At 70.9% G+C, this 25,147-nt stretch carries 20 protein-coding genes; 14 read left to right on the top strand and 6 right to left on the bottom strand.

Annotated elements, in window-relative coordinates; translation table 11 throughout:
• The first annotated feature begins 62 nt into the window (after positions 1–62).
• Positions 63–506, top strand: a complete 444-nt coding sequence (locus MXD59_RS01575; RefSeq protein WP_248823123.1) for a hypothetical protein — start codon at positions 63–65, stop codon at positions 504–506.
• 86 nt (positions 507–592) lie between these two features.
• Here the strand turns inward: MXD59_RS01575 and MXD59_RS01580 are convergent, their stop codons facing one another.
• On the bottom strand, positions 593–997 hold the full coding sequence (locus MXD59_RS01580) for a YchJ family protein (RefSeq protein WP_248823124.1): 405 nt from the start codon (positions 995–997) through the stop codon (positions 593–595).
• 1,026 nt (positions 998–2,023) lie between these two features.
• On the opposite strand from MXD59_RS01580, the gene MXD59_RS01585 reads away from it, so the two are divergent.
• Positions 2,024–2,212 carry a hypothetical protein gene (locus tag MXD59_RS01585; RefSeq protein WP_248823125.1) on the top strand — a complete coding sequence of 63 codons (189 nt, stop codon included), beginning with the start codon at positions 2,024–2,026 and terminating at the stop codon, positions 2,210–2,212.
• A 464-nt stretch (positions 2,213–2,676) separates the two neighbouring features.
• On the opposite strand, the gene MXD59_RS01590 is transcribed toward MXD59_RS01585, so the two are convergent.
• On the bottom strand, positions 2,677–3,111 hold the full coding sequence (locus MXD59_RS01590; protein ID WP_248823126.1) for a hypothetical protein: 435 nt from the start codon (positions 3,109–3,111) through the stop codon (positions 2,677–2,679).
• A gap of 331 nt (positions 3,112–3,442) precedes the next feature.
• Positions 3,443–3,826, bottom strand: coding sequence for a hypothetical protein (locus MXD59_RS01595; RefSeq protein ID WP_248823127.1), 384 nt, complete (start codon positions 3,824–3,826; stop codon positions 3,443–3,445).
• A gap of 494 nt (positions 3,827–4,320) precedes the next feature.
• Between MXD59_RS01595 and MXD59_RS01600 the strand changes: the two genes are divergently transcribed.
• The 7 genes from MXD59_RS01600 (at position 4,321) to MXD59_RS01630 (ending at position 15,388) form a co-directional block, all read left to right on the top strand.
• Positions 4,321–6,069 carry an HNH endonuclease signature motif containing protein gene (locus MXD59_RS01600; RefSeq protein WP_248823234.1) on the top strand — a complete coding sequence of 583 codons (1,749 nt, stop codon included), beginning with the start codon at positions 4,321–4,323 and terminating at the stop codon, positions 6,067–6,069.
• A 760-nt stretch (positions 6,070–6,829) separates the two neighbouring features.
• A complete protein-coding gene (locus tag MXD59_RS01605) occupies positions 6,830–7,240 on the top strand; it encodes a helix-turn-helix domain-containing protein (protein WP_248823128.1) in 411 nt (136 codons plus the stop codon).
• A gap of 99 nt (positions 7,241–7,339) precedes the next feature.
• Positions 7,340–10,189 carry a protein kinase domain-containing protein gene (locus MXD59_RS01610; protein ID WP_248823129.1) on the top strand — a complete coding sequence of 950 codons (2,850 nt, stop codon included), beginning with the start codon at positions 7,340–7,342 and terminating at the stop codon, positions 10,187–10,189.
• 592 nt (positions 10,190–10,781) lie between these two features.
• Complete coding sequence (locus MXD59_RS01615) at positions 10,782–11,447, top strand: response regulator transcription factor (RefSeq protein WP_163549238.1); 666 nt, start codon at positions 10,782–10,784, stop codon at positions 11,445–11,447.
• Between the two features lies 1 nt (position 11,448).
• The gene (locus MXD59_RS26230; protein WP_308301615.1) at positions 11,449–13,587 is read left to right on the top strand and encodes a sensor histidine kinase; all 2,139 of its coding nucleotides are present in this window, start codon (positions 11,449–11,451) and stop codon (positions 13,585–13,587) included.
• The gene (locus MXD59_RS01625; protein ID WP_248823130.1) at positions 13,584–14,522 is read left to right on the top strand and encodes a TAXI family TRAP transporter solute-binding subunit; all 939 of its coding nucleotides are present in this window, start codon (positions 13,584–13,586) and stop codon (positions 14,520–14,522) included. The genes MXD59_RS26230 and MXD59_RS01625 overlap by 4 nt, the downstream gene beginning before the upstream one ends.
• Positions 14,523–14,911: 389 nt before the next feature.
• Positions 14,912–15,388, top strand: a complete 477-nt coding sequence (locus tag MXD59_RS01630; RefSeq protein WP_248823131.1) for a pilus assembly protein TadG-related protein — start codon at positions 14,912–14,914, stop codon at positions 15,386–15,388.
• Here MXD59_RS01630 and MXD59_RS01635 read toward each other — a convergent pair.
• The gene (locus MXD59_RS01635) at positions 15,330–16,784 is read right to left on the bottom strand and encodes a hypothetical protein (RefSeq protein ID WP_248823132.1); all 1,455 of its coding nucleotides are present in this window, start codon (positions 16,782–16,784) and stop codon (positions 15,330–15,332) included. The genes MXD59_RS01630 and MXD59_RS01635 overlap by 59 nt on opposite strands.
• Before the next feature lie 816 nt (positions 16,785–17,600).
• Here MXD59_RS01635 and prfB point away from each other — a divergent pair.
• The 3 genes from prfB (at position 17,601) to cobA (ending at position 21,098) form a co-directional block, all read left to right on the top strand.
• Positions 17,601–18,701, top strand: coding sequence for a peptide chain release factor 2 (prfB, locus tag MXD59_RS01640; RefSeq protein WP_248812899.1), 1,101 nt, complete (start codon positions 17,601–17,603; stop codon positions 18,699–18,701).
• A gap of 496 nt (positions 18,702–19,197) precedes the next feature.
• A complete protein-coding gene (locus tag MXD59_RS01645; RefSeq protein WP_248823133.1) occupies positions 19,198–20,025 on the top strand; it encodes a polysaccharide deacetylase family protein in 828 nt (275 codons plus the stop codon).
• A gap of 233 nt (positions 20,026–20,258) precedes the next feature.
• A complete protein-coding gene (cobA, locus tag MXD59_RS01650) occupies positions 20,259–21,098 on the top strand; it encodes a uroporphyrinogen-III C-methyltransferase (protein ID WP_248823235.1) in 840 nt (279 codons plus the stop codon).
• 48 nt (positions 21,099–21,146) lie between these two features.
• On the opposite strand, the gene MXD59_RS01655 is transcribed toward cobA, so the two are convergent.
• Positions 21,147–22,508, bottom strand: coding sequence for a PQQ-dependent sugar dehydrogenase (locus MXD59_RS01655; RefSeq protein WP_248823134.1), 1,362 nt, complete (start codon positions 22,506–22,508; stop codon positions 21,147–21,149).
• Positions 22,509–22,562: 54 nt separating this feature from the next.
• A complete protein-coding gene (locus tag MXD59_RS01660; protein ID WP_163550688.1) occupies positions 22,563–22,748 on the bottom strand; it encodes a hypothetical protein in 186 nt (61 codons plus the stop codon).
• A gap of 276 nt (positions 22,749–23,024) precedes the next feature.
• Between MXD59_RS01660 and ftsE the strand changes: the two genes are divergently transcribed.
• Together ftsE and ftsX are read left to right on the top strand one after the other, a co-directional pair.
• Positions 23,025–23,909: a cell division ATP-binding protein FtsE gene (ftsE, locus tag MXD59_RS01665; RefSeq protein WP_248823135.1), complete on the top strand. Its 885-nt coding sequence runs from the start codon at positions 23,025–23,027 to the stop codon at positions 23,907–23,909.
• Entirely contained in the window at positions 23,909–24,781 is an 873-nt protein-coding gene (gene ftsX / locus MXD59_RS01670; protein WP_248823136.1) for a permease-like cell division protein FtsX, read from the top strand. The genes ftsE and ftsX overlap by 1 nt, the downstream gene beginning before the upstream one ends.
• Positions 24,782–25,147 lie beyond the last annotated feature (366 nt).

Raw genomic sequence — 25,147 nt, forward strand, 5'->3', positions numbered from 1 at the left:
GAGCGCGGGCCGCTGCCGGGAGGCGGGTGCGGGGATGGGGAGCCGCTGACGAGGGCTCCGCGATGATCGAGTTCGTGGGACTGTCGATCGTGCTGCTCGTACCTTTCGTCTATCTGTTTCTCTGTGTCTTCTCGGTGCAACGTTCCGCCTTCGGTGTGACCCAGGCAGCCCGCGAGGCCGGTCGCGCTTTCGCGACCGCCGACAGCGCGACGCAGGGGGTCAACCGTGCCCGCCTGGCCGCCGAACTCGCCCTGCGAGACCAGGGCGTTTCCGACACGCCGCAGGTCCGTTTCGCCCCGACCGGCACGAACTGCGGCGCCGGCAATCCCGGGGATGGCGCCGAAACCCTCGAACCGGGCGCCTCGTTCGTGATCTGTGTCCGCACCGTGGTCTCCCTGCCCGGCACCGGTGCCTTGTTCGCCGGCATCACCGATGTCACGGTCAACGGCCAGTTCACCGTGATCATCGACCAGTTCCGCGCCAACCGCCAGGATCCCCAGCCATAGCAGGATTTTCCTGCGTTCACGGGGCCACCTGGGATCACGCTGTTTCACGACGTCATGCGGACCCTGGAATCCGGATGGCCCAAGGTTCACTGGTCGTGGAGCAGGGGTCCGGCCGCGGCATCCACATAGACCCAACGGCCGTCGATCCGGGTGAACGTGCTGCGCTCGTGCTGCATATGATGTTCGCCGTTCGCCGTGCGCGCGACCGCGCGGAACTCCACGACGCCGGAGTCGTCGTCTGGCCCGCCGTCCACGGTGTCGACGATCTGTAGGGCGCGCCAGGTCAGATCGGCGTCCAGGCCCAGGCGGCGGGGGCGCGTCGCGGGATGCCAGGTGCGCAGCAGGTACGGCGCGAGGCCACGGGCGAAGGCGCTGTATCGGGAGCGCATGAGCGCCTCGGCGGTCGGTGCCGGATTCCCGAGATGAAACGGCTCGCAGCACTGCGCGTATTCCCGGCGGGAGCCGCAGGGACACCGGTCGACGGCGCTCACGCGGTGCGATGCGGCGTCACGGCACAGTGGGTGAACTCCACTCGCCTGGTCAGTTCCACTCGCGGGTCCCACGGACGCGGGCTTCGGCGAGGGGCCCTGTTCGGCCCAGAGCAGGCGATCGCATGCCTCCACGTGGGCGTCATCCCGGACATGAGGGACCTCCGCGAGCGCACGGCATGGGACGAGCTGATACCAGGCAGGGTATCGCGCTGGTGATCGCGGTAGTCCACGACGCCCGGCGGGCGGGAGGCCGTCAACGGGAAGTTCACTGTGCTCATCGACCAGTTCCGTGCTAACCGACAGAACCCGAGCTGTAGGTCACGGGCCGCCGCTGAGAAGGTAGGGCACGTACCGATCGTCGGAGTCACGTAGGTAAACCGTCATGGTCATGGCGCACGGAAGCGACAAGCTGCTTCCGTGGTGCCACCGAGTCCGCGCCGGGAGCGGGTTGGCATACATCTCCTGTCCGAGCGGACGCAGACCGTGATAGCCGACGCGCCGTATGGGCAGACTCTCCTGCGCCTCGGTTGCGGCCAACGCGCGTGGCTGGCCCGGACCTGTGTAGCCGCGTTCGCAGTACGACACCCGGTCCGGCATGCTCGACGGCCACGGCCAGGCGTGGAATCTGACCCGGTACCAGCCGGTGAGGCTCGCCATGGCGACCAGCAGAACGACCACAACCACCGCGAGCGGCCCGACCAGGGACCGCCGAGTCGGCCATCCCCGCGATCGGCCGGGAACGGGCCGTGCGATGTCCTGATTGGTCACGAGAACACTCCAGGAGGTCGGGAACGGCGCCGAGGAGCGAATTCTAGCCGGCTTCGTCAGGTCGAGGTTGGCCACACCGGTGCATACTGAGGCGGAACCTGGAAGCTGCGGCAGGCTGACCGCCTGGATGTCGCTGACCTTCCTCACAACCAGCAGGGAGGCGAGTGGTGACGTTTTCCTGGCCTGAGTTCGCAGCGAACATCGTCATCGACGAGAAACGCTCGTGGACTGCGGTGTTCGAGAGCTACGACCAGTACCATGAGCTCTGCATATTACGTGGCCAGGATATTCTACGGCGGCCAGCAGGTGGAGGAGGTCACAGCCGTGGTGGGGACGGATTTCGCCGATGGCGACTGGACCACACCAGCCTTTGAACGCGGGTTGCAAGAGCAGATAGTGCAGATCATCGCCGCCCATGCCGAGTCATCGGGTGCGGAGAACGCCTAACAGTAAAAGATCGAACTGGCGAATCGATGCCGCTCCTCGGCCACGTTCATCGCGATTCGGAACCTGATCGGGTCTGGGATGCTGGACCAGCCGGTCGGTGACCGGTGGTCGTCCGGGCCGACGGGCCCTGGCCGGAGCGCCGACATCTATACGTTGCTCGTTCGTACCGTCTGACCGGTACCGCGGCCCCTCCCCTCCCCTCCCTGCCGCTGCCGCCGCTGCCGCCGCTGCTGTGCTGCGGAGTGAGGCCGGGTGCTCTGCTGGCATCGCCTGGTTTGGCCCCTTGAGCTGGGAAAAGGGGGGTGGACGTCGAGCATCGGGCAGCCGCGGGTAGCCTCCGCACTCCGAGGGAGTACGGGGGGAAACATGCAGGAATCGGGTCCGCAGGAGCGCCCCGGCTACATCCGGGTGGTGACGACGCTGAACCGACGGGTGGTGGGGTTCTTCCGCGGACTGTCGCGGCGTCAGATCGCCGGCGGTGTCGTGCTCGTCATCGGGCTGCTCGTGCTGGTCGGGCTGTTGCTGCCATCGTCGAAGAGCTCCTCGAATCCCACGGCGGCGGATCGGGCCGCGCCGCTGGCGGCCTCATCGCCGAGCCCGGCGGCCGACGCATCGGCCACACCATCCACGGCCGGCCAGCCCAGCGCCCGCAACGCGGCATCGGCATCGCCCTCGGCCGCCGTCACCGCGGCCACGAGCACGCCGGCCGCTGCGTCCTTGGCCCAGCCCCCAGCCGGGAGCGCCGCGGCACCTGCGGCGGCACCCGCACAGGCCATTCCCGCGCCCGCGCAAGCGGCTGCCGCACCCGCTGCTGCCGCGCCGGCGCAGGCTGCCGCGCCCGCTCCGGTGCGGTCCGTGGCACCGGCGGCGCCCGCACCTGCCTCGGCGCCGGCTGCCACGTCGGCGAACAGTTCGTCGGCTGGCTGCCGGCCACTGAGCAGTACGGGGAGGTGCTACGAGGCGGGCCAGCTCTGCGGCAGGATCCACCACGGGCTGCTTGGTATCGCCGCCAACGGTGTGGCGATCATCTGCGCCGACAGCGGCGGCTGGCGGTGGGTCCGGGCATAGCCGGACCGGGCGTGGCCCAGAGCGTCAGCCGTTCGTGTCTCCGCTCGGAGGCGTTTGCCGGCCATCGACACCGTCCGCGATGGCCGGCGGGACGACATCAACCGTTCGCGACCTTGCCCGGTGTCGACATCACAGTGGCCCGGCGGCGAATGGCCGATGTTGCTACCCGGTGTCGCCACCGTTGTCGCCGGCGGGCGGGTCGAGGCGGGTGGCGGTCAGGACATCGACGAAGATGCGAAAGGCCAGGACCGCCATCGCCAGCACCAGCCCAACGACCACCACCGCGCGTACCGGTGCGCTGTCCGCCACGGCGCCGGCGAGGACGAGAACGGTCAGCAACACGGTGCACATCACCGCGACGGTCACGCCGAGGATGAACAGCCGAACCCGGGGTTTCGTCCAGAAGTAGCCGGGTTGTGGGCCGCCCCGGCGTGGCCGATGCTGGGCGCGCAGACGGTCCAGGTAGGCCGAGTCCCACATCAGCGCGAGCAGGAAGACCGGCAGGACCTGCGCCACTGTGGTGTACAGCTCCGTATGCACATTCACCTCGCATCGTCAGACCTGCACCGTATGGCCAGACCGCCATGTGTGCTGTCCGTCTTCGTCTGACCGTGCGACCGGTCGGCAGGCAGTCCGCTCGCCGGACCTTGGGTGGGTGTTCTCGGTAGCTCGTCAGCTTGGCGGACGGCCGCGCTCTGCGCGGCACTCCTTTCTGGGCCTGGGCCCTGACGGTCACAGATGTCACGGACTGTTACCCAGCTCCGGGTCGGTGTCCGAGCTACGTCGCCCGCGACGCCTGCTGCCCAGCGGGACGGCGGTGGGTGCAGTTCACCAAGGTCGTCTTTCTCTCCCTGGCGCCGGGTCGGGCATTTTGAATCACCGAGTGTAGCCCGACCTGTGCTTTTGTTCCATCGTGGTAGATGGTAGTGGTCGGGCGGCTGGAAGCGCTTTGGTTATCTATGGCTAGGTCTTCTCTAGACCGTTTGGGTTGGGTGCCGACCGCAGGACTGGTTATCCACAGGTTCGAATGGGTGTTCGACATGTGGGGCGGGGTGGGATATGGTCATTTTATGATCTTTCGCTCGGATGATTCTGCTGGCCTTGAGCCGTCTGGCAGCTCCGTTCCGGTTTCGCCTTCGCAGGCGGATCCCGGGGTTTCTCCTGGTTCTTCGGTGCCTGTTTCGGATGAGGGTGGAGGTGCTGCTTCTGGTGCTGTTCCTGACTGGTCTGGTGATGATTTTCGCGAGGGCGTTTCCGGCGGGAGTGGTGCTGGTGGTTCTGGGGGGTGGGTGGATCCGGAAGCGTTGGCGGGGGTTTTGTCGTCGGCGGTCGAGGATCTGGTGGTGGGGGAGGTGTGGCGATGGTCGCTGGAGGAGTTGCGGGAGGTTTTGTTGATGGTGCATGAGGTGGAGGCTCGGTTGGCGGCGCTGCGGGGTCGGGTGTTGGTGGAGGCGGGGGCGCGGGGGTTGGCGTCGGAGGCGGGGGCATCGGATTTGGCGGGATGGTTGGCGGCGCGGTTGTTGGTACCGCGGTTTGAGGCTAATCGGATGGTGAATCTGGCGCGGGAGTTGTTCGAGAGTCCGTATCTGGTGACGGGGGAGGCGCTGGCGGGGGCGCGGATCACCGCGGGTCATGCGCATGTGATCGTGGAGGCGATGGAGGCGTTGCCTCCCGAGGTGTCGGCGCAGGAGCGGGTGGAGGTGGAGCATTTTCTGGTGGAGCAGGGGATGCTGATGGATCGTCAGCAGTTGAAGAAGGCCGCCTTGGTGCTTCTGGAGCAGCTGACGCAGGTGGACAGGTCGCCGGGCGGTGCGGATCCTCATGAGGATGGTCGTACGGGTGAGCATTCCCGCGGTGATGGCAAGGCGAAGGGGAAGGCCGGCGCGGGTGAAAGCCAGACCGGCGGGGGTGCTGCCGACGGCCCGGCTGGTGAGTCCGGTGGCTCTGGTCGGGACGGGGAGTCAGATCAGAACGGCGGGTCCGGTCAGGCTGGTCAGAGTGGCGGGTCCGGTGGTGCAGCCAGGAGGGCACGGCGGGATCCGCGGGCGGCTCGTACGTTGTCGTTTTTCGATACGGCGGGTGGGACGACGCTGATTCGGGGGGAGTTGGACGCGGAGGGTGCGGCGCTGCTGCGGGCGGCAGTGGATGCGTTGTCGGCTCCGGTGCCGGCGAAGGACGGGATGCGGGATCCGCGTGGTGCGTCGCGGCGGAGGGCGGACGCTCTGGTGGAGTTCGTGCGGCGGGGGTTGTCGGCGAATGTCGGTCCGTCGGCGGGAGGGACGCGGCCGCATCTGCAGGTGACGATCGGCTGGGAGACGTTGTTCGGTGGTGGGAACGTGCCGGCGATGACGCAGTGGGGCGGGCCGTTGCCGCGGGAGGTGGTGGAACGGCTCGGATGTGACGCGGCGGTGACGCGGATCGTTCTTGATCCGGAGGGTGTTCCGTTGGATGTGGGTCGTACGAAGCGGGTGGTGCCGCCGAAGATTCGTACGGCGTTGGTGAAGCGGGATGGTGGATGCACGTTCCCGCATTGTGATCGGCCGGCTTCGTGGTGTGAGGCGCATCATGTGATCGGGTGGGAGGTGGGGGGTGTGACGGCATTGGATAATCTGACGTTGCTTTGCGATCAGCATCATGATCGGGTGCATCGAGAGCATTGGAAGATTGTGATCGACGGGGATCGTCGTCCGTCGTTTGTTCCGCCGGCTTTTATTGATCCGCTTCGTCGTCCGCGTCGTAATCCGAACTGCCAGCCGCTCCCGGATCTGTTCGGTGGGCTGAAGCTCTGAGGTCATTGTTCGAGATGGTAGGGGGAGTACCCTGGCTGGCTGCCCGCGGGGCGAGCCGGCCGGGGTAACACGTGATGGTTCACGGCTGGAGGTGCGGCGATGGGTGGGTCCCGACCGTCGATCCAGGCTGCGCCTTGGCGCCGTGCTCGTGAGGTGGGTGGCGCTGTGGTCATGGTTCGTCGGATCGGAAGCACTCCGAAGGTGAATGCGAGCGCTCTCCTACCTTGACCAGGGTGCGTTTCTGTCACGGTTCCAGTGACCACCTGCGCGAGGCGGACCCTGGCCAGAAACACCGCATCAGTAATGACACTGGCATCGACCATGGCGCTGACATCAGCTCGGACATCGGCGGCTCGGACATCGGCGTCAGGGCTTGCGCTGGTATCGGTCGACAGCGCGGGCGGTGACCGCAGCGGCGGAGTCGGCGACAGCGACTCGGGGCGGTGGGTGACTCGGGGCGGTGCGGGAGGCAGAGCGTGACGACATCGCTGGCGTCCGGTGGGACGGAGGAGACCTGGCGCGGCCGTGGGCGGTGTGCGCAAGGGCGGTCTCTCGTTCCGCATGGTGGTGCGGGCGATGGTGGCGTGGTGGCGGGGATGACGGTGGCGCGCGGGAGGCGTGGCCGTCCGAAGGTGGTAGACGGAGGGTTCCGGCGTGGAACGGGGATCCGTGCGGATAAAATCGGTGGGACGCGTGGTCGGGATACAGGGGACTGCTGTCTACGGGGGGCGGCTGGTCGACGCGCGCCAAGGAGATGACCATGGCTCGACCTGAGCGTCCGCTTTCCACCATGCCCGGACCTGTCCGCGACTTCGCGGCGGCGTTGCGCGAACTGCGCCAGCAGGCCGGCGCGATTCCCTACCGGCAGCTTGCGAAGGCTGCCCATTTCTCGCCCGCGCATCTCGCTCGCGCGGCGGACGGCCGGGCGTTGCCGCGGTGGGAGGTGGTCAGCGCCTACGTCCGCGCGTGCGGTGGTGACCTGCTCGAGTGGCAGCAACGGTGGCAGCTGGCCAGCGCGGTCGCTCAGGCGCAGCGCGAGTCCGTCGTCGTGGTGCAGATGCCGCGTATGCGCTCGGCTCTGGTGGATTCTGGCTGCTCAGGGCATATGGCGCCGGTCCATCAGCTGGCTTCTGCGCGGCCTGTGGCCTCGGTGTCCAGCGCCGCCGGGTAGCTAAACGGCCGGGGACCGTAGACTCGCGGCTTGTGCTGGGAGAAAAGGGCACAATAGCGGTGGCTGTCCGTGTGCGTTGTTTCTGTTCGGGTGGACGCTGTGCTTGTTGAGCGGGCGCAGATCGAGGCCGCGTTGCCCGGCTATGAGCTGGGGGACCAGATCGGCTCGGGTGGCTTCGGCCTCGTGCTGGCCGGCTGGCAGACCAGCCTGCAGCGTGACGTGGCGATCAAGGTGCTGGCCGCGGGCAGAAACCCGAGGTCGCAGGCCGCGGCCTCGGCGGAGGCGCGGATCCTCGCGGGGTTCGACCATCCGCACATCGTGCGGGTGTTCGACTACCGGGAGGCCGAGGGGCTGCGGCTGATCGTGATGGAGCGGCTGTCCGGGGGCACGTTGACCCAGCGTCGGGCGCAGCTCGGTCCCGACGCGGTCTGTGCCATCGGGCTGGCCGTGGCGGATGCCCTGAGCTGCGCGCATGCCAACGGCGTGCTGCACCGCGACATCAAGCCGGACAACGTCATGTTCGACGCGTCCGGGGTGTTGAAGGTGGTTGATTTCGGCATCGCGAAGCTCATCGGTGCCGCACCGGTCACCGCGAGCGCGGTGGTGGGCACGCCGCTGTTCATGGCTCCCGAGCAACTGGCCGGCGGGCGTGTCGGTCCGGCGACGGACCTGTACGGGCTCGCCATGGTGCTGCACCACCTGCTCGCAGGCCGTCCCGTGAACCCCGACCGCCTGGGCCATCTCGATCACCCGGGCCATCTCGATCACCCGGGCCACCCCGACCGCCTGGACCACCCCGACCGCCTGGACCACCCCGACCACCTGGACCACCCCGACCACCTGGACCACCCCGACCACCTGGACCACCCCGACCGCCTGGACCACCCCGACCACCTGGGCAGTCCGCGCGACGCGGGTCATCCAGGCGCGGCGGGCTACCAGGGACAGGCCGGCCAGGCGGGCTGGCCCGGGGAGGAGGAGACGTGGTCGCTGGGTCTGCCATCGCCGCGTCCGCTGCCGCCGCGTGCGGGGCCACCGGGCTCGTCGGGTGCGTCGACGGTGGAGCCGTTGGTGCGGGCGGGGCCGGTGTCGGTGGCTCGACTCCGACCGATCGTTCCCGGGCCGTTGCCAGCAGCGGTGCCGAAAGAGGTCGGGGAGGTGGTGCTCGCCGCCTTGGCCGCGGACCCGGCACAACGTCCGGACTCGGCGCGGGTGTTCGCCCTCGCCCTGGCGCGCGCGGCCGCGGACGTCTATGGCCCGAGCTGGGTGATGCGGTCCGGGGTGCCGATCAGACTGCACGACGATGTCCGTGCCATCGCCGAGCGGCCGTCCAGACTGCACTGGGCGGCCCTGCCAGCGAGCGGGGAGACGGCTGCTCCCACGTCGATACCGGATGAGCCGGTCGTCGACCGATCTCGGCCGCAGAGGCGGCGATCACTGGCATCGCTGTTGGCGAGAGCGGCACCGGCACCGGCGGGCTCTGCCTCTGCCTCGGCGACGGCGGCATCTGGGCCGCGGGCGGAGGCGCCACGGGTAGCGGAGCCGCGTCCAGCGCAGCCGTGGGCGGATGGGGCGCGAGCGGGTGAACCGCGGATGGCAGGGTCGGCGGCGGATGGATCGGGGGCGCAGGTGTCGCGGGTGGATGCGTCGGGGCCGGCGGTGTCGGGGGCGGCGGCGTCAGGAGTGGCAGCGTCGGGGGCGGCAGTGGCGGCAGCGGACGTGGTGGGGGAGCCAGGGGACGTGAGACAGCCCGTGTCGGGGGTGGCCTCGGGAGGCGTGGGTGCTGCGGCGGGGGGCAGGGGCCAGCGGCGGCGCAGCGGGGCCAGGCAACGGAGGCGGGGAGGCAGGCGGCGCTGGGCGGTTCTGGTCGCGGCTGGGGTGGTGGTCACGGGGCTGGCGGTGACGGGGGTTCTGCTGCTCGTCGGCGGTGGCGAAGGTGGCGGTGGCGAGCAGCGGCAGGCCAGGCTGATCGGGCGACCGCTGACCGGGCACACCAACTGGGTGGCGGCGCTGGCGTTCGCCCCGGACGGGCGCACGATGGCCAGCGGCAGCAAGGACGGCACCGTCCGGCTGTGGGATGTGGGTGATCCGGCGCGTCCGCGGGCGCTCGGCGTGACCTCGCCACCGACGGCGGGGGTGCTCGCGGTCGCCTTCTCGCCGCGGGGGGACGTCCTGGCGCTGGCGAACTGGGATGGTTCGGAACAGCTGTGGGACGTGCGCGATCCGTCCCGTCCGCGGTTGCTGCCGGTCGGTTTTCCGCGCAGCGCCACCTCGCTGAGCTGGGTGGCGTTCAACGCGGACGGGCAGCGACTGATGGACGGGACCAAAAGCGGGATCGTCCGGTACTGGGATGTGACCGATCTGCGCCATCCGCATCTGCTCAGAGAGCTGGCCGCGGGTAGTTCGCCGGTGGACTGGGTGCGCCAGACCGCCGATCCGCTCGGCGCGTACCTGACCACCTCGGGCGGCGACGAGAAGAGCCAGCGGATCAAGCTGTGGTGGATGACCGCCGAGTCCGAGCCCAGCCTGCTCGCGGACCTGTCGACCGGGCACTCCGGTCCGGTCTACGGCCTGGCGATGTCGACGGACCTGCGGACCCTGGCCACCGGCGGCAAGGACACCACCATCCGGTTATGGGACACGACGAATCCGAGTGCGCCCCGTCCGCTCTCGTCGCTGCCGCGCGGCCACAGCAGTTCGGTGTGGTCGCTGGCCTTCTCGCCGAACGGACGGGTGCTGGCCAGCGGCAGCTTCGACAACACCGTCCGGCTGTGGGATCTCGGCGACCGCAGGGCCCCACAGCCGCTGGGCGGGCCGCTGACCGGGCACACCGACTTTGTGCAGGCGGTCGTCTTCTCGCCGGACGGCCGTCTGCTCGCCACCGGCAGCCGGGACGGCACGATCCGGCTCTGGCACGTCCCGAGTGCTCCCGCCGTCGAGAGCCGCTGACCGTCTGGCGCTGACCGTCTGGCGCTGACCCCTGGGCGCTGACCTCTCGGTGCTGACCCCTGGGCGCTGACGACTCGGTGCTGGCCCCTCGGCGCTGACCACTTGGTGTGACCGTCTGGGCGCGTCCGGGTTGAGCCCGGCGGGCCGTCCAGGTCGCCTCGCTGCGATCGGCGCGCGGTCAGGGTGGGGTGAGGCGGGGGTGGTCGCTGGCCACTGACTCCTTGCTGGGCGGGAAGGTTGTGCGTCCTCCTCAGGTGGGTTCGTCCGTGTGTTCGTACCCGATGGGCGATGGGGGGTGCACGGGGTCGTCGCGGACGGCTGCGGACGGGGGCGCGGCGGGGTCAGTGGCCACGGATTGTGACCAAATGGCGCGAGCTTGGGTGTGTGGTGGGTATGGCGTGGGTGGGGGTCGGGCTGTCAGATCTTTCGGTGGGGCCCCGGGAACGCGAAGAAGTGGTAGCCACAACGTGCCTGTGGTTGGTGGGTGTTCTCCCCCGCGGAGCTTTCGCCTGCTGGTCTGGTCCTCGGCGCACGTATCCAGGAGTGGAGGGGCTTCCGCGGCTGTGGCCGTGGCTGGAGGATTGAGGCGTCAATGCGTGTGTTGCTGGTCGAGGACGACCATGGCGTGGGTGGTGCGATCAAGGATGTGCTCGACGCCCGCGGCCATCCGGTCGAATGGGTGACCCGAGGGGCCGACGCGCTGCTGCGCCATCGGGGTGCGGACCTGTTGCTGCTGGACCTGGGGCTGCCGGACATCAGCGGGCTGGAGGTGCTGCGGCGGCTGCGGCGGCTGGCGGCCACCCCGATCCTGGTGCTGACGGCGTCGGGTACCGATGAGCGCGACATCGTCCGCGGTCTGCGCCTGGGTGCGGACGACTACCTGCTCAAGCCGGTCCGGATGGACGAACTGCTGGCCCGGATGGAGGCGGTGCTGCGCCGCGCCCAACGGGAGGAGGGCATCCCGGCGATCAGTCGGGTTCAGGTGGGCGGCGTCGCCATCGACCTCGACACCCACCTGGTCACGGTGGCCGGTGAGGAGGTGGTGCTGACCCGGATCGAGTTCGAGATCCTCGCCGTACTGGCGCGTAAGGCGGGCACCGCGGTCAGCCGCGAACAGCTGCTCGACGAGGTGTGGGGCGACGCGTACGTCGCCGTGTCGCGGACCTTCGACGTCCATCTGTCGAAACTGCGCAAGAAGCTTGGCCGGCCGAGCCCGCTGCACAACATTCGCGGTTTCGGTTACCGGCTGGGCGACTGAGGTGCGTAGACGGCTGCTGATCGTGCTCATCGCGGCCGGGCTCGCGGCGCTGGCGGCCTTCGCCGTCCCGCTGCTCTACACCACCGCCGCGGAACGCACCGACCGGTTCGTCGGCCGGCGCACCGCCGACATCAACCGGTTCGCCGAACTCGCCGTGACCGGATCGGACCAGCTCGAACCCGAGATCGACGCGCATGCCGACCTGTACGGCGACGCCGTCATCGTCGTCGATGCCGCCGGCCAGCCGATCGTGCGCCGCGGGGATCTGCCCGACGGACCCGAGGTGGACCGGGCGATCGACGCGGCGCTGCGCAACCAGCGGCAGGCGAGCCTGCCTGACCTGCGGCCCTGGTCGAGTGGCCAGGTCGTGTTCGCCCGTCCGGTCGGCAACGGCATCGAGGTGTCCGGCGCGGTCCTGTTGCTGAGCAGCCGGGAGCGGGCCGCCGCCGACGTCGGACGGGTCTGGGAGCACGTCCTGTTCGGTGTGCTCGCCATCGCCGCCCTGTTCGCCACGCTGATCCTGCTGCTGGTGCGCTGGGTGCTGCGTCCCATCACCCAGCTGGAACACGGCCTGCGGGCCGTCGGCAAGGGCGTGCACAGCGCCTACGTCCCGCCGCAGCAGGGGCCGTCCGAGGTGCGTACGCTGCTCACCTCGTTCAACCGGATGGCGGACGTGGTCACCGAGTCGGCCCGCCGTCAGCGTGCCCTCATCGACGACACCTCCCACCAGTTGCGCAACCCGCTGATGGCCCTGCGGCTGCGGATGGACACCCTCGCCGACCGGCTGCCCCCCGACGCCCAGAAGACCTACACCTCCATGGTCGCCGAGGCCGGCCGGCTCCAGGTCCTGCTGGACGGCATGCGCGCCCTGGCCGTCGCCGACGCCGCCGCCACCGAACTCGCCGCCCGACCCCCGTCCGAGCAGACCTGCGACGCGGCCACCATCACCCGCGACCGCATCGAGTTCTGGACGACCGCCGCCCGCGCCCGCGGTGTCGTGCTCCTCGACCGGACCCCGCCCGGACCCATCCCCCTGCGCTGCACGGACACCGACCTGGAGCAGATCGTGGACGTGCTGATCGACAACGCCATCAAGTACGCCCCCCGCAGCACCGTGACCGTCACGGTCAGCGCTCGCTGGCCCGCCGCCCGCGGCCGGATCACCGTCGCCGACGACGGCCCCGGCGTGCCCGAATCGGAACTGCCGCACCTGACCGAACGCTTCCGCCGCGGCCCCTCGACCCTGCGCCCGGAGGACCCCGCCGCCACCGGCTCCGGCCTCGGCCTCGCGATCGCCGAACGGCTCACCACCAACCACGGCGGACGCCTCATCCTCGCGCGCGTGTCGCCGCACGGCCTGTCCGTCGACGTCGACCTGCCCGCCGGCCCCCGGCCAGCCCCCGCGCCCATCTCGACGACCTCCGGTTCCGGTTCCGGCGCCGCGCGCACCGACGGCCACGCGGACGGGGTGAACCTGGCCGACTCCATCCGCGCCGACACCACCCCGACGATCCTGCTGCCCGTCCTGCGCCGCCACCGCGCCCACCGCCGCACCCGCCGCGAGACCATCACCGCCACCCGCCCACCGGAGACCCCCAGCCCGCGTTCGACCCCCACGCACCCCGCCACCCAGCGACCCAGCAGCACACGTTCCGGCGTCCCGCGTGCCGAGGCCCCGCGTGCCGAGGTGCCGCGTGCCGAGGTGCCGCGTGCTGACACTGTCGGCATCCAGCGTCCTGGCAGCGCGGACGTCCAGCGCGTGAGCGGGTCTGGCGCGGGGCGGGCGAGCGTCTCGCTTACCCGTGAGGTGGACGTTCCACCGCGGCCGGCCAGGGCCAGGGCCGGAGCCGAGGCCGGGGGCGGGGACGGCGACGTCGGTGAGCGTGCGGCGTCGCGGACGGGCCTGTCCGTGACGCCGGAGGTGGACGTCCCCGTGGATCGGGACGGTACGCGGGACGAGAGCGTCCGCTCGGAGCGGACCACCGCGGCGGACGGGACACCCGACGAGGAACGGTCCCCGGGCGCGCACGGGTCGGGTCCACACGGGTCGGGGTCGGGTTCGCGCGGGTCGGGTTCGCGCGGGTCGGAATCGGGTTCGCGCGGGTCGGGTTCGGGCGGGTCGCGGGGGCCGGCGGCATGACGATCTCCCGACGGAACGTGCTGCTGGGCGGCGCGCTTGGTACGGCCTGCGCCGTGACCGCGGGACTCACCGCGGCCTGTGGGCGCTCGGGGCACACGATCTCGATCGCCGCGGGCGAACCGGACGGCTTCTACATCGAGTTCGCGAATCTGCTCCGACCACTGCTGGACGCCCGGGTCATCCCGACGCTCGGCAGCGTGCAGAACATCCGCGCGGTCACCGCCGGCACCGCCGACCTGGGGCTGGCCCTCGCCGACTCGTTGGACGCCGCCCGCATCGGTGCCCCGGCCTTCGGTGGCCGTCCGATGACGTTGTACGCGCTGGGCCGGGTCTACGAGAACTACATGCAGCTCGTGGTCCGTGCGGACAGTCCGGTGCGCACGCTCACGGACCTGGCCGGACGGTCGGTGTCGCTGGGGGCGAACGGCTCGGGCGCGGCGCTGTTCGGCGAGCGGCTGTTCGCCACCGCGGGTGTGCAGCCAGGACAGACCCGGCATCTGGCGCTCACCGACGCCGTCGCCGCGCTGCGCGACAACATGATCGACGCGATGCTGTGGTCCGGTGGCGTCCCGACCCCGCTGCTCGCCGAGGCCGACCGGGCCTGGGGCATCCGCCTGCTCGACCTCGGCGACTACGTTCCCGCCCTGCGCGCCCGGTACGGCCGGTACTACGACCAGCTCGCCCTGCCCGCCGGCAGCTACCGCTCGGTCAGCGCCGTACGCACCATCGGCGTGCCGAACCTGTTGGTCACCGGTACCCACACGGATGACTCGGTGGTCCGTGACACCGTCCGCGCCCTGGTCGAACACGCGGGCCAGCTCGTCCCCGCCCAGGCTCGCGGCACCCAGTACCTCGACGTCGGCAACCTCATCAACACCGAGCCGCTTCCCCTGCACCCCGCCGCCGTCAGCACCTACCGGGCGCTGCGCGGCTGAGAGCCGGTCCGCGAGCGTCCCGGCGATTGTGGCCGCGTTCTGGCCGGGCGACGCCCGATTCTCCAGAAGGCGTCTGGGTCGTGTTTCCACGGTGCCTGGAATCGGCTGTCCCGCTGGTCCGTCCCGTGGGATGGCGCTGGCGTGTCACGGGCGTCCGCTGGCCGTTGAGGTCCGAGCCGGGATGGTCCTGGCGGCGGGTGGAATTGATACTTCTACAATGCGGGGGCGGTGAGAAGCGGGTCCGGCGGTGAGCGGGAAATCGGCGGACGACCGCGGCTCAGGAGAGGAGAAATCGCGTGCCTGAGCTGCGGAGACGGACGCGCCCAGGTCGGCTCGTGGTCCGCGGCCCGTTCGCCGGGCAGGCCCGGGTAACCGGATGTGGCAGGAATATGGCATCAGTATCCGCGCAGCCGCAGCCGCAGCCGCAGCCGCAGCCGCAGCCGTCGGATGGCGGGACGATTCTGATTCTTACCCTGGGCTATCTGATGGTGGCGGCAATGCTGGTGGTGGTGGTGACCGACGTGTCGGCGGTGTACCTGGCGCGGCGCTCGGTGGCATCGGCGGCGGACGGCGCCGCCCTGGCCGCGGCGCAGCGGATTGACGAGAACGCCGTGTACACCGCCGCGGGCACGCTGGACCGGTTGCCGTTGGCGGACATCGACGAGACGGTGTCGCGGTACCAGCAGCAGGCCGACCCCAGTGGGCGGACGTCCCTGTCCGCGAGCCTCGTCGATGCGGCGACGGTGCGGGTGGAAGGAACGCGGACGGTCGACCTGCCGGTGGTGGGCGTGCTGGGCGTCGGGCCGGTTACCGTTCGGGCCGGGGCGCAGGCACAGTCGGTGGTCCGCCAGCCCTTCGAACCATGACGCCCTGTTCGCCAGCGCCCTGCTCGTCAGCGTTCAGCTCGCCAGGGCCCCGCGCGTCAGGACCCCGCTCACCAGGACCCCGCTCGTCAGCGTTCAGTTCGTCAGCGCCCCGTTCGCCAGCCGCGGCGCTCCCGGTGCTCTGACTGTCGCCTTCCATGGTGTCGACGCTGGACGTCCCCTCGCCGTAGGCGCTGAGGGCGGCGGCGCGCAGGACGGAGGCGGTGGCGGCCGACACGCCGAAACCCGTCGCGCCGAAGCCGGAGGCGCCGAAACCCGTCGCGCCGAAGCCGGTCGTGCCGAGAACGGGGGAACCCAGCCCGCGGGCAGCGGCGTTACCGGGGCCGGTGGCGGGGGTGGCGCCGAGGGTGAAACGGGCGGGGAGCCGGGCGGTGCGCGGGTCCGGTTCGGGTTCGCGGTGCAACCAGGGGGTGGTGGCGTCGACGAGGTCGTCGAGGCCTTCGCCGGTGCGCTGCTCGGACAGTGCGGAGACGTCCCGGACGAGCCGGGCGAGCCACTCGGCGGGGCGCGTGGCGGACAGGGCCACGGCTCGTCCGGCGTGGTCGGCGGCTTCGTCGCGGTCGGGGAACTCGCGGGCCAGCGCCGCGCGGGCCTGGGCCATCCGGACCGAGACGACCATTCCGGTCTGGCCGGAGCCGGTGACCAGGTGGGCGGCGCGTTCCAGGTGCGGGGTGGCCTCGTCGGCGGCGCCGACGGTGGTGAGTGCCTCGGCGCAGGCGAGTGCGAGGTCTGCGGGGGAGTAGGTCTCCAGGGCGAAGCCGGGGGTGCCGAAGGCGGTGTCGTCGAGGCGTTCCATCGTCTGCCAGGCGCGGGCGACGCCTTCGCGGACCCCGGCCGCGTCGCCGGTGGCGGCGTAGGCGCTGGTCACGACCTTGCCGGCGATCAACGCGCGGGTGGCGCTGAACCCGGCGATCCGGGCGGCCACCCCGGCGATCTGCAGGGCGACCGCGGGGCTGTGCGGACGGACGATCCGGGCTCGCAGCGCCAGGGACCGCGCGGCGAGCGGACCGTCGCCGGCGGCGCGGGCGAGGGCCGCGGCCCGGTCGGCCCGCATGGCGGCGTCCGCGTGCCGACCTCGGTCGTAGGCGGTGGCGGCAGCGGCTGTCATGACCGCGGCGTGCAGACGCATCCAGTCCAGGGCGGCGCGCCCGCGCAGCCGGTGTCGGCCGGGTACCGCCCGGGTCGCCTGCTCGAGTTCGGCCAGAGCGGCGGCGGTCGTGGCGAGTTCGGTGGTCTCGTAGGCGCCGACGGCCGCGTCGAGTACAGCGGAGCAGACCTCGTGCAGGACGGCGGGCCGCTCGTCCGCGTGACGGGCGAGCTCACGGCCGATGAGGCCGCCGGGAGTGGACGGGCCGGGGCCGGTGCTGTCGGCATCCATGCCTATGGCGCCCATCGCGAGGCTGGTGGCGACGAGAACCGTTCTTCGATCCGCTCTCGCGCCAGGGGTCGGGTGGGGCATGACGGCAACCTTCGTGGCTCGGCGGGAACGGTCACGCCGCGGCCCGGAGACAGCGGACGGTGACGGGCGGCGACCTGGTGTGCGGCCATCGGGGTTAACCCGGCGGTCCGACCGGTCAGCGGGCAGGTTTCGGTTGCCATCGCAGCCTCCTTGCATCCCACACACAGCATCGGACATTCGGCGAATTCAACGCTGAAGTCCGCACCTGAAGATATCCTTTCGATGCCGCATATGCCGGTGTTCGTCCCCGCCCACGATGTGGGCCAGATCTCTTCGTCAAATGCCGCGAGCGCCGGGACGGCCGATCATCCGAGTGGATGCGCTGGTCCGGTGCGGACTCGATTGTCCTTGGCGCGGGTGCTGGTTGGTCAAATGCTCCCGGCACGTCGTTTCATGTTTCACCGCGATGTCGTCAGGACATTGCATGTTTCGATGATGTGTTCTTTCACGACTGGCGCCGTGGCGCGGATCGGGCTGTCCGTGGTCGACCACGGACCGGTCCGCCACCGGACGGCTGCGACGTGTGACGGATGGGTGGGCGGGCCACGCGAGCCCGCGGCCGGGCCACGGCCGGCGCTACTACCGTGACCGGGCCGGTCGTGACCGCCGCGACCGGGTGGCGACCGCCGCGACCGGGCCGGGACGGGGGTCGGTGGACGTGTGGACGTGTGGACGCGTGCGGGGCCAAGATCGGTGCTTCGGTGGGTGTGCGACGGTCCCGGTAAGGTGAATGACATGGCCGCCGACCTGTCCGAGGAGATCAAACAGCTTGATGCCACGCTCAGCGGCATCGAGTCCGTGCTCGACCTGGCAGCGCTGCGTCGCCGCGCCGAGGAGCTCGAGCAGCAGGCGGCGGATCCAGAGCTGTGGTCAGACCAGGATCGGGCGCAGGCGGTCACCCGCAGACTGTCCTCCACCAAGGGTGATCTCGCTCGGGTGGAGGGGCTGCGCAGCCGGCTCGACGATCTCCTCGCCGCGGTCGATCTCGGGGACGACGACCTGCTCGACGAGGCGGCCGCCGGCCTGCCCGCGCTCACCACGGACATCGCCGCCCTCGAGGTGCGCACGCTGCTGTCCGGTGAGTACGACGAGCGCGACGCGATCGTCCAGCTCTCCGCCGGCGCCGGCGGTGTCGACGCCGCGGACTGGACGGCGATGCTGCTGCGGATGTACCTGCGCTGGGCGGAGCGGCACGGCTACGCCACCGAGGTCTTCGACACCTCCGAGGCGGAGGAGGCCGGCCTGAAGTCGGCGACCTTCCAGATCAAGGCCCCCTACGCCTACGGGACGCTGCGCAGCGAGCACGGGGTGCACCGGCTCGTGCGTATCTCCCCGTTCGACAACCAGAACCGCCGGCAGACCTCGTTCGCCGGCGTCGAGGTCACACCGGTCGTCGAACTGTCCGACCATGTCGATATTGACGACAAGGAACTTCGGATCGACATTTTCCGGTCATCCGGCCCGGGTGGTCAGGGCGTCAACACCACCGACTCCGCGGTGCGGATCACCCATCTGGCGACCGGCATCGTGGTCACCTGTCAGAACGAGCGCAGCCAGTTGCAGAACAAGGCGGCGGCGATGATCGTCCTGCAGGCGAAACTGCTCGAGCGGCGCCGGGCCGAGGAAGCCGCGGAAAAGGCCCGGATCACCGGCGGCCCGCAGGACGTCTCCTTCGGCTCACAGATCCGCAACTACGTGCTGCATCCGTACCAGCTGGTCAAGGATCTGCGCACCGACACCGAGACCTCCAACACCGGCGGCGTTCTCGATGGCGAACTCGACGCGTTCATCGACGCCGAGATCCGCTGGCGGCGTTCCGCCGAGAACCCGGCGTGATCGGGCCGGGCGTGATCGGGTCGGCCATCCGGCGCCGCACGACACCGCCGGATGGCCGGTAGATATCCTTTTTCGCGGGTTCGAGGCGTATCCACCGTGGCCATCCGGTGAAATTCTGTTCGATCTGATCGTGGTGACGGGGGGCCCGGGGTCCCCGCGGGTGGGTGGTTCCTGATCCCCGCCGGACGCACCGGGCACGGCGGTCGGGACCATTGGCACGCCCGGTATGCGCGTGTAGAGTCCCGGAGTAGTTCGCGCACCGTTCGATGTTTAAACTTCGCTCGCTCCGTCCGGTTCGCGCGCTGCGACGCCTGATGGGAACCCTCATGGGAAGTACGTCCGTGTCACCTGTTCGTCCACGATTGAGCACCGTCGTCGCGGAGGGAGTGCGGCCCGTGTACCCCCAGTTCTGCACACACCGGCAGATACGCGGAATTGACCGGCCTAATCCGGGCGTAGCAGCCGCCGCGGCGGGCAGGGAGTGATGGTGACCACCATGACGACCGCACTTCCCGGGGTTGACACCGGCCTGATCGAGCCTCCCCTCGCGACTCCGTTGCCCGTCCTGATGTATCACAGCGTGGGTGATTCGGTGAGCGCCGATTTCCGGCGCTGGGAGGTCCCGCCGGGCGCGTTCGCCGAGCAGCTCGGCGCGCTGTCCGCGAACGGCTATCACCTCACCGGTCTGTCCGACGCGCTGGCGCATCCCGAGCGTCGCCAGGTGGCGATCACCTTCGACGACGGCTTCGAGGATTTCGTCACCACCGCGCTGCCCGCGCTGCAGAACGTCGGCGCCGGCGCCACCCTCTACGTCCCCACCGCCTACGCCGGCCGCCGCGCCTCCTGGCTCGACGGTTACAGCGAACGTAACCTTCCCCTGCTGGACTGGCCCGATCTCGCCGCCCTCGCCGGCGAGGGCGTCGAACTCGGTTCGCACGGCCATCGCCACCTCGAGCTGGACGTCGTCCCCACCGCCCTCGCCCGCTACGACGTGACCGCCAGCCGTCGGGCCATCGAGGAGAACACCGGCCGCAGCCCGGACAGCTTCTCCTATCCGTTCGGATACCACTGCGCGTCCGTGCGCAGCGTCGTCGCCGCGGCCGGGTTCTGCTCCGCCTGCGAGATCGGTTACCGCCTGCACCAGCCGATCCGGTCCCGGTTCGCGATCAGCCGGCTCGTCGTGGAACCCACCGCCGGCGCGGTCGAGATCCTTCGCCTGGTCGCCCAGGGCCACCGCGATGCCCTCGCCAGCGCCCGGCGCAGCCTGCGCTCCGGCTGGCGGGCCTACCGCGCGGCCCGCTGGCGTCTCGGCCGCGGTGCCTGAGCTACCACACGGCACCGCACGGCGGCGCTGCACGGCGGCACTGCCTACGGAACGCCGGGGCGTCCGAGGGTGTGACGCATCTGGGGGTTCCGCGCCGTCGGTGCTGGCCAACCCGCACACTGGGATGAGTCGTGCCCCTTGGGGTGGGTCGGTCTCTGGCGGGCAGGGGTCTGGCAGGCGGGCGGAGGCGAGTGGCGTTGGACAGCTATGACGGGTCGGATGGCCATGACGGGCTGGACAGCTATGGCGGCTCGGACGGGCCGGGCGGGTCGGGCGGATTCGTCGCTGGATGGGTGGCGCTGGTCGGTGGCGGGCCGGGGCGGGCGGATCTGATCACTGTCCGTGGCCTGCGGTTGCTGCGGATCGCGGACGTCGTCGTCGTCGACCGGCTGGCCCCGCGGGAACTGCTGGCAGAGACCCGGCCGGGCAGCGAGATCGTCGACGCCGGCAAGGCGCCGCACGGTCACAACCTCACCCAGGACGAGATCAACGCCGTGATCGTCGACCGTGCCTCCCGGGGGCTGGGGGTGGTCCGGCTCAAGGGCGGCGACCCGTTCGTGTTCGGCCGTGGCGGCGAGGAGGCACTGGCCTGCGCCGCCGCCGGCCTACCCTGCGAGATCGTCCCGGGCGTGACCAGCGCCGTCGCCGTCCCGGCGCTCGCCGGCATCCCGGTCACCCATCGGGGCGTCACCCAGGACGTGACCATCGTCAGTGGTCACGTCGACCCCTCCCACCCGGGTTCCACCGTCGACTGGGACGCCCTGGCCACCGGCCCGGGCACGATCGTCGTGCTGATGGGAGTGACGGCCCTCGCCGGCGTCAGCCGGGAACTGCTCAAACGCGGCCGCCCCGCGGACACCCCCAGCGCCGTGATCCACGCTGGCGGCACCCCGGACGAAACGGTCGTCGTCGGACCCCTGTCCGAGATCGCCACCCGTGCCGCCGAGGCGCACATCGCCTCGCCCGCCGTCATCGTCGTCGGCGAGGTGGTAGCCCTGCGCGACCGTCTTCTGGACGGCCACCTCGCGGCCCGCGCAGCCCTGGCCGCGCACACCCACCCGCACCGTCACTGAACATCACGCGTCACGGCGGGGTCGGTCAGGTCAGGGCAGCGCGTCAGGTCAGGGCAGGGCGAGGACGCGGTCGTCGCCGGTGCGGGGCCGGCCGCGGCCGTCGGTGTTGTTGGTGAGAATCCAGACCGAGCCGTCGGGGGCGTTGACAGCGGCCCGCAGCCGACCCGCGCCCGCCGTACCGGTCAGGACCGCCGTCGGCCGCCCCGAGACGCCGGCACCGGCGAGTCGCACCTCCCACAGCCGTTGCCCGCGCAGGGCGGCGACGTACAGGGTGGAGCCGCGAATGGCGATGCCGCTGGGGGATGCCTGGGCGGTCGTCCAGGTGACCAGGGGATTGTGAAAACGGCCGCCGTCGGTGTCACCGGTGCCCTCGACGACCGGCCAGCCGTAGTTGCCGCCCGCGACGATCAGATTGATCTCGTCGAAGCGGTCCTGGCCGAACTCGGACGCCCACAGCCTGCCGTCGCCATCCCAGGCGAGGCCCTGGACGTTGCGGTGCCCCAGGCTGTACACCAGCGAGCCGGGGAACGGATTGCCCGCCGGGACACCGCCGTCCGGGCGCAGGCGCAGGATCTTGCCGTTGAGGCGCTCGCGGTTCTGCGCCAGTGTGTGGTCGCCGGTGTCGCCGACTCCCGCGTACAACATCCCGTCCGGGCCGAACCGGATGCGCCCACCGTTGTGGATGACCCCGGCGGCCAGACCGGTGAGGATCGGCGTCGGCGCCTCGGCCCGCATCCCGACGCCCCCCGCCCCGCCGCTTCCCGCCCCAGCGCCAGCGCCAGCGCCAGTTCCCGTGCCAGCGCCGGTTCCCGCCCCAGCGCCGGTTCCGCCGCCGGTCACGCGGAAGCGGACGATGCGGTTGTCCTGCGCGGACGTGTAATAGGCATAGATGTAACGGTCGGTGGCGAACGTCGGGGAGACGGCAAGGCCGAGCAGGCCGGACTCGCCGTGGTGCACGACGCCGGGAAGTGTCGTCAGCACGCTTGGGGTGCTGCTACCAGCCGGCAGACGCAGGATGCGGCCGCTGTCCCGCTCGCTGATCAGGGCGTCGCCGGAGGGCAGGAACGCCACGTCCCAGGGGGCGGCGAGACCGCTCGTCACTGTTCGCACACCGTTCGCGCCGGTGGTCGAGCCCAGCGCCTCGGGAGACGCCGTGCTGCCCGATGCGGCCGTGCCCGATGCGGAGGTGCCGGCGGCCGGGCTGACGACGGGGGAGTCGCTGGTGCTGGCGGAGTCGCCGCAGGCCACCAGACCGAGCCCGGCCAGCAGGCCCAGTGCGCACGCGGCCGCACCGAGACGCAGTGTGCGCGCGGCCGCACCGACGCTCGGTGTGCGCGTGCCCAGGCCGATATGTGGCGTGTGCGTGGGTCGCGCGGCAGGCCCGGGTCGCGCTGGGGGTTCGGCGCTCACCCGCGCGGCTCCCTCACCTGCTGGCGGTGTCACGGACGGGACGGGACCAGGCGATCAGGAGGCGTGGCGAACAGCCAGCGCCGTGAGCACCATGATGATCACCAGGATCGTCAGGAACAGCTGTGGGGACAGGTTCGGCGAGTTACGCCGCAGGTACTCCCGGGACGCTCGGCACGTCGGGCACCGGCCTTCGATCACCAGACCCGAGCAGCTCGCGCAGACCAGATCCTCGCTGCCCATGCCGCCTCCTTCCCGCGGCACCGGACCGCACCTGCGAAAACACCAAACGTCTCGCCGGGGAGGTTCGTTCCGGGTCTGATGTCGTGGCAGAACCGTGACGCCTTCACGGTACGCCCGTGCGCGCCCTTTCGCCGCGCTCACTGTCAGTCCGAAGCATGACCGTGCGTACCCGGAAACTCCGCCGGGCGGCGCGCCCGCATGATGCGGCTCCGGTCACGCCCTACCATCTCCGTCACGGAATGTGTGCAGCGTGGTGCCTTGCGTGAGGAGGGTGCAGTGATCGTCCTGGACGCGGTGAGCAAGTGGTATCCCAGCGGCATCCGTCCCGCTCTGTCCGATGTCAGCGCGGAGATCGGCGCGGGAGAGTTCGTGTTCCTCGTCGGACCGTCCGGTTCGGGCAAGTCGACGCTGCTGCGGCTGCTCCTGCGGGAGGAACGGGCGTCCAGCGGGCAGGTCGTCGTCGCCGGACAGGACGTCGCGCGCATCCCCGACCGCCGGGTACCGCGTCTGCGCCGGACCGTCGGCTGCGTCTTCCAGGACTACCGGCTGCTCCCGAACCGGACGGTCGCCGCCAACGTCGCCTTCGCCCTGGACGTCATCGGACGGCCCCGACATGTCGTGCGCAGCATCGTCCCCGAAGCACTGGAACTCGTCGGGCTGGGGGAGAAGGCCCAGAGCTACCCGGACGAGCTCTCCGGCGGCGAACAACAGCGGGTGGCGATCGCCCGGGCCTTCGTCGGCCGCCCACGGGTGCTGCTCGCCGACGAACCCACCGGCAACCTCGACCCCACCACCAGCATCGAGATCATGCACCTGTTGGACGCCATCCACCAGGCCGGCACGACCGTCCTGATGGCCACGCACAACGCCGCCCTCGTCGACGCGATGCGCCGCCGTGTCCTCGAACTGTCGGACGGCACCCTCGTACGCGACGAGGCCCGCGGCGGCTACGACACCGCCCCCGTACCCCTCGCGCCAAGCATCCCGACCCAGTCCGGCCGCGAACTGCCATGGTCCCCCGGGGCTGGCGGGCCATCCGGGGCTGCCGGGCCTGCCGGCGTGTCCGGGGCTGTCGGGGCGTCCGGAACCGCGGGGGCGTCCGGGGCTGCCGGGGTGTCCGGGGCGTCCGGGGTGCCGGCTTCGCGTGGGGCGGTGGGCTGATGCGGCCGGGACCGCTGGCCGCACTGTGGTGGACGGGCCTGCGTCGCAACCTCGCGATGACCGCCTCGGTGATCGTCACGATCACCATCTGCCTGGCCATGCTCGGCGCCGGACTGCTGCTGCGCGCCCAGGTGCACACCATCGACCGCTACCTGCTCGGCCAGCTCGAGGTCGTCATCGACCTCACCGACGCCATCACCCCCGCGCAGCGCTCCACCCTCGAGGCCGACCTGCACGCCGACCCGGCGATCACCGCCGTCCGGTACGAAAGCAAGCAGCAGGTCTTCGACCGGTTCCGCCGGGACTTCCGCGGCTCCCCGGACGTCGTCGCCGGCGTCGCCCCCGAGGACCTGCCCGCCGCCCTGCGCCTCACTCTGGCCGACCCCCGCACGTCCGGCGATGTCGTCGTCACCTACACCGGCCTCGACGGGGTGGAGGCCGTCCGCGACCAGCGGGCCCTGCTGGCGCCGCTCTACCGTTTCCTCGACGCCTTCACGATCGGCGCGTTCACCCTCGCCGCGGTCCAGGCCCTGGCCTCGTTCGCCCTGATCTACACGATGATCCGCATCTCCGCGCACGGTCGACGCCGGGAGACCGCCATCATGCGTCTGGTCGGAGCGTCCAACGGGACGATCCGGGCGCCGTTCGTGCTCGAGAGCGCGGTCGCCGGCGTGGTCGGCGGCCTGTGCGCCGCCGGCCTGCTGGTCGCCGCGAAGGTCCTGCTGGTGGACGGCCAGTTCACCCGCCAGTCCACCTTCCCCCTATTCGACTGGTCGGCCGTCTGGGAATCCGCCGCCGCCGTCCTGGCCGTAGGCCTGTTCGCCGCCGCAGCCATGGCCTCCCTGGCCCTGCGCCGCCACCTACGCGTCTGACCCCACCCCCGCGTCCTGGTCCCCGCGTCCTGGTCCCCAGCCCCCGTCTCTGTCTGCCCCGGTCCCGGTCCCGGTCCTGGTCGCCTCCGGTCCTCGTCCCTGTCGCCCCCCGGTCCCTGTCCTCATCTCCCGTCCGAACCCCCATCGCCTCACGGCCCACCGGACGAAACCCCGGCCGCCACCAGATGCCGAGGGTTGTGCGGCACCATGCCGAGGGCTGTTCGGATTTCCGGGGCCGAAATCCTTGACGAACCCTCGGCATCTCATGATCACGTGACCGTGGTTCGGGGGTGTCGAGGTGTTTGGCGCTTCATTGCCACTAGGTGCCATGGATTCATCGCTTTTAGTGGTGGATCTCGTCTCGTC

This window comes from Frankia umida (assembly GCF_023242945.1).
GTDB lineage: Bacteria > Actinomycetota > Actinomycetes > Frankiales > Frankiaceae > Frankia > Frankia umida.

What these genes read in the sequence shown, in the direction of transcription:
- MXD59_RS01575 (WP_248823123.1), top strand. Translation starts at nt 63, where the DNA reads ATGATCGAGTTCGTGGGACTGTCGATCGTGCTGCTCGTACCTTTCGTC.
- MXD59_RS01585 (WP_248823125.1), top strand. Translation starts at nt 2,024, where the DNA reads ATGAGCTCTGCATATTACGTGGCCAGGATATTCTACGGCGGCCAGCAG.
- MXD59_RS01600 (WP_248823234.1), top strand. Translation starts at nt 4,321, where the DNA reads ATGTGGGGCGGGGTGGGATATGGTCATTTTATGATCTTTCGCTCGGAT.
- MXD59_RS01605 (WP_248823128.1), top strand. Translation starts at nt 6,830, where the DNA reads ATGGCTCGACCTGAGCGTCCGCTTTCCACCATGCCCGGACCTGTCCGC.
- MXD59_RS01615 (WP_163549238.1), top strand. Translation starts at nt 10,782, where the DNA reads ATGCGTGTGTTGCTGGTCGAGGACGACCATGGCGTGGGTGGTGCGATC.
- MXD59_RS01625 (WP_248823130.1), top strand. Translation starts at nt 13,584, where the DNA reads ATGACGATCTCCCGACGGAACGTGCTGCTGGGCGGCGCGCTTGGTACG.
- MXD59_RS01630 (WP_248823131.1), top strand. Translation starts at nt 14,912, where the DNA reads ATGGCATCAGTATCCGCGCAGCCGCAGCCGCAGCCGCAGCCGCAGCCG.
- MXD59_RS01635 (WP_248823132.1), bottom strand. Translation starts at nt 16,784, where the DNA reads ATGGATGCCGACAGCACCGGCCCCGGCCCGTCCACTCCCGGCGGCCTC.
- prfB (WP_248812899.1), top strand. Translation starts at nt 17,601, where the DNA reads ATGGCCGCCGACCTGTCCGAGGAGATCAAACAGCTTGATGCCACGCTC.
- MXD59_RS01645 (WP_248823133.1), top strand. Translation starts at nt 19,198, where the DNA reads ATGACGACCGCACTTCCCGGGGTTGACACCGGCCTGATCGAGCCTCCC.
- MXD59_RS01660 (WP_163550688.1), bottom strand. Translation starts at nt 22,748, where the DNA reads ATGGGCAGCGAGGATCTGGTCTGCGCGAGCTGCTCGGGTCTGGTGATC.
- ftsX (WP_248823136.1), top strand. Translation starts at nt 23,909, where the DNA reads ATGCGGCCGGGACCGCTGGCCGCACTGTGGTGGACGGGCCTGCGTCGC.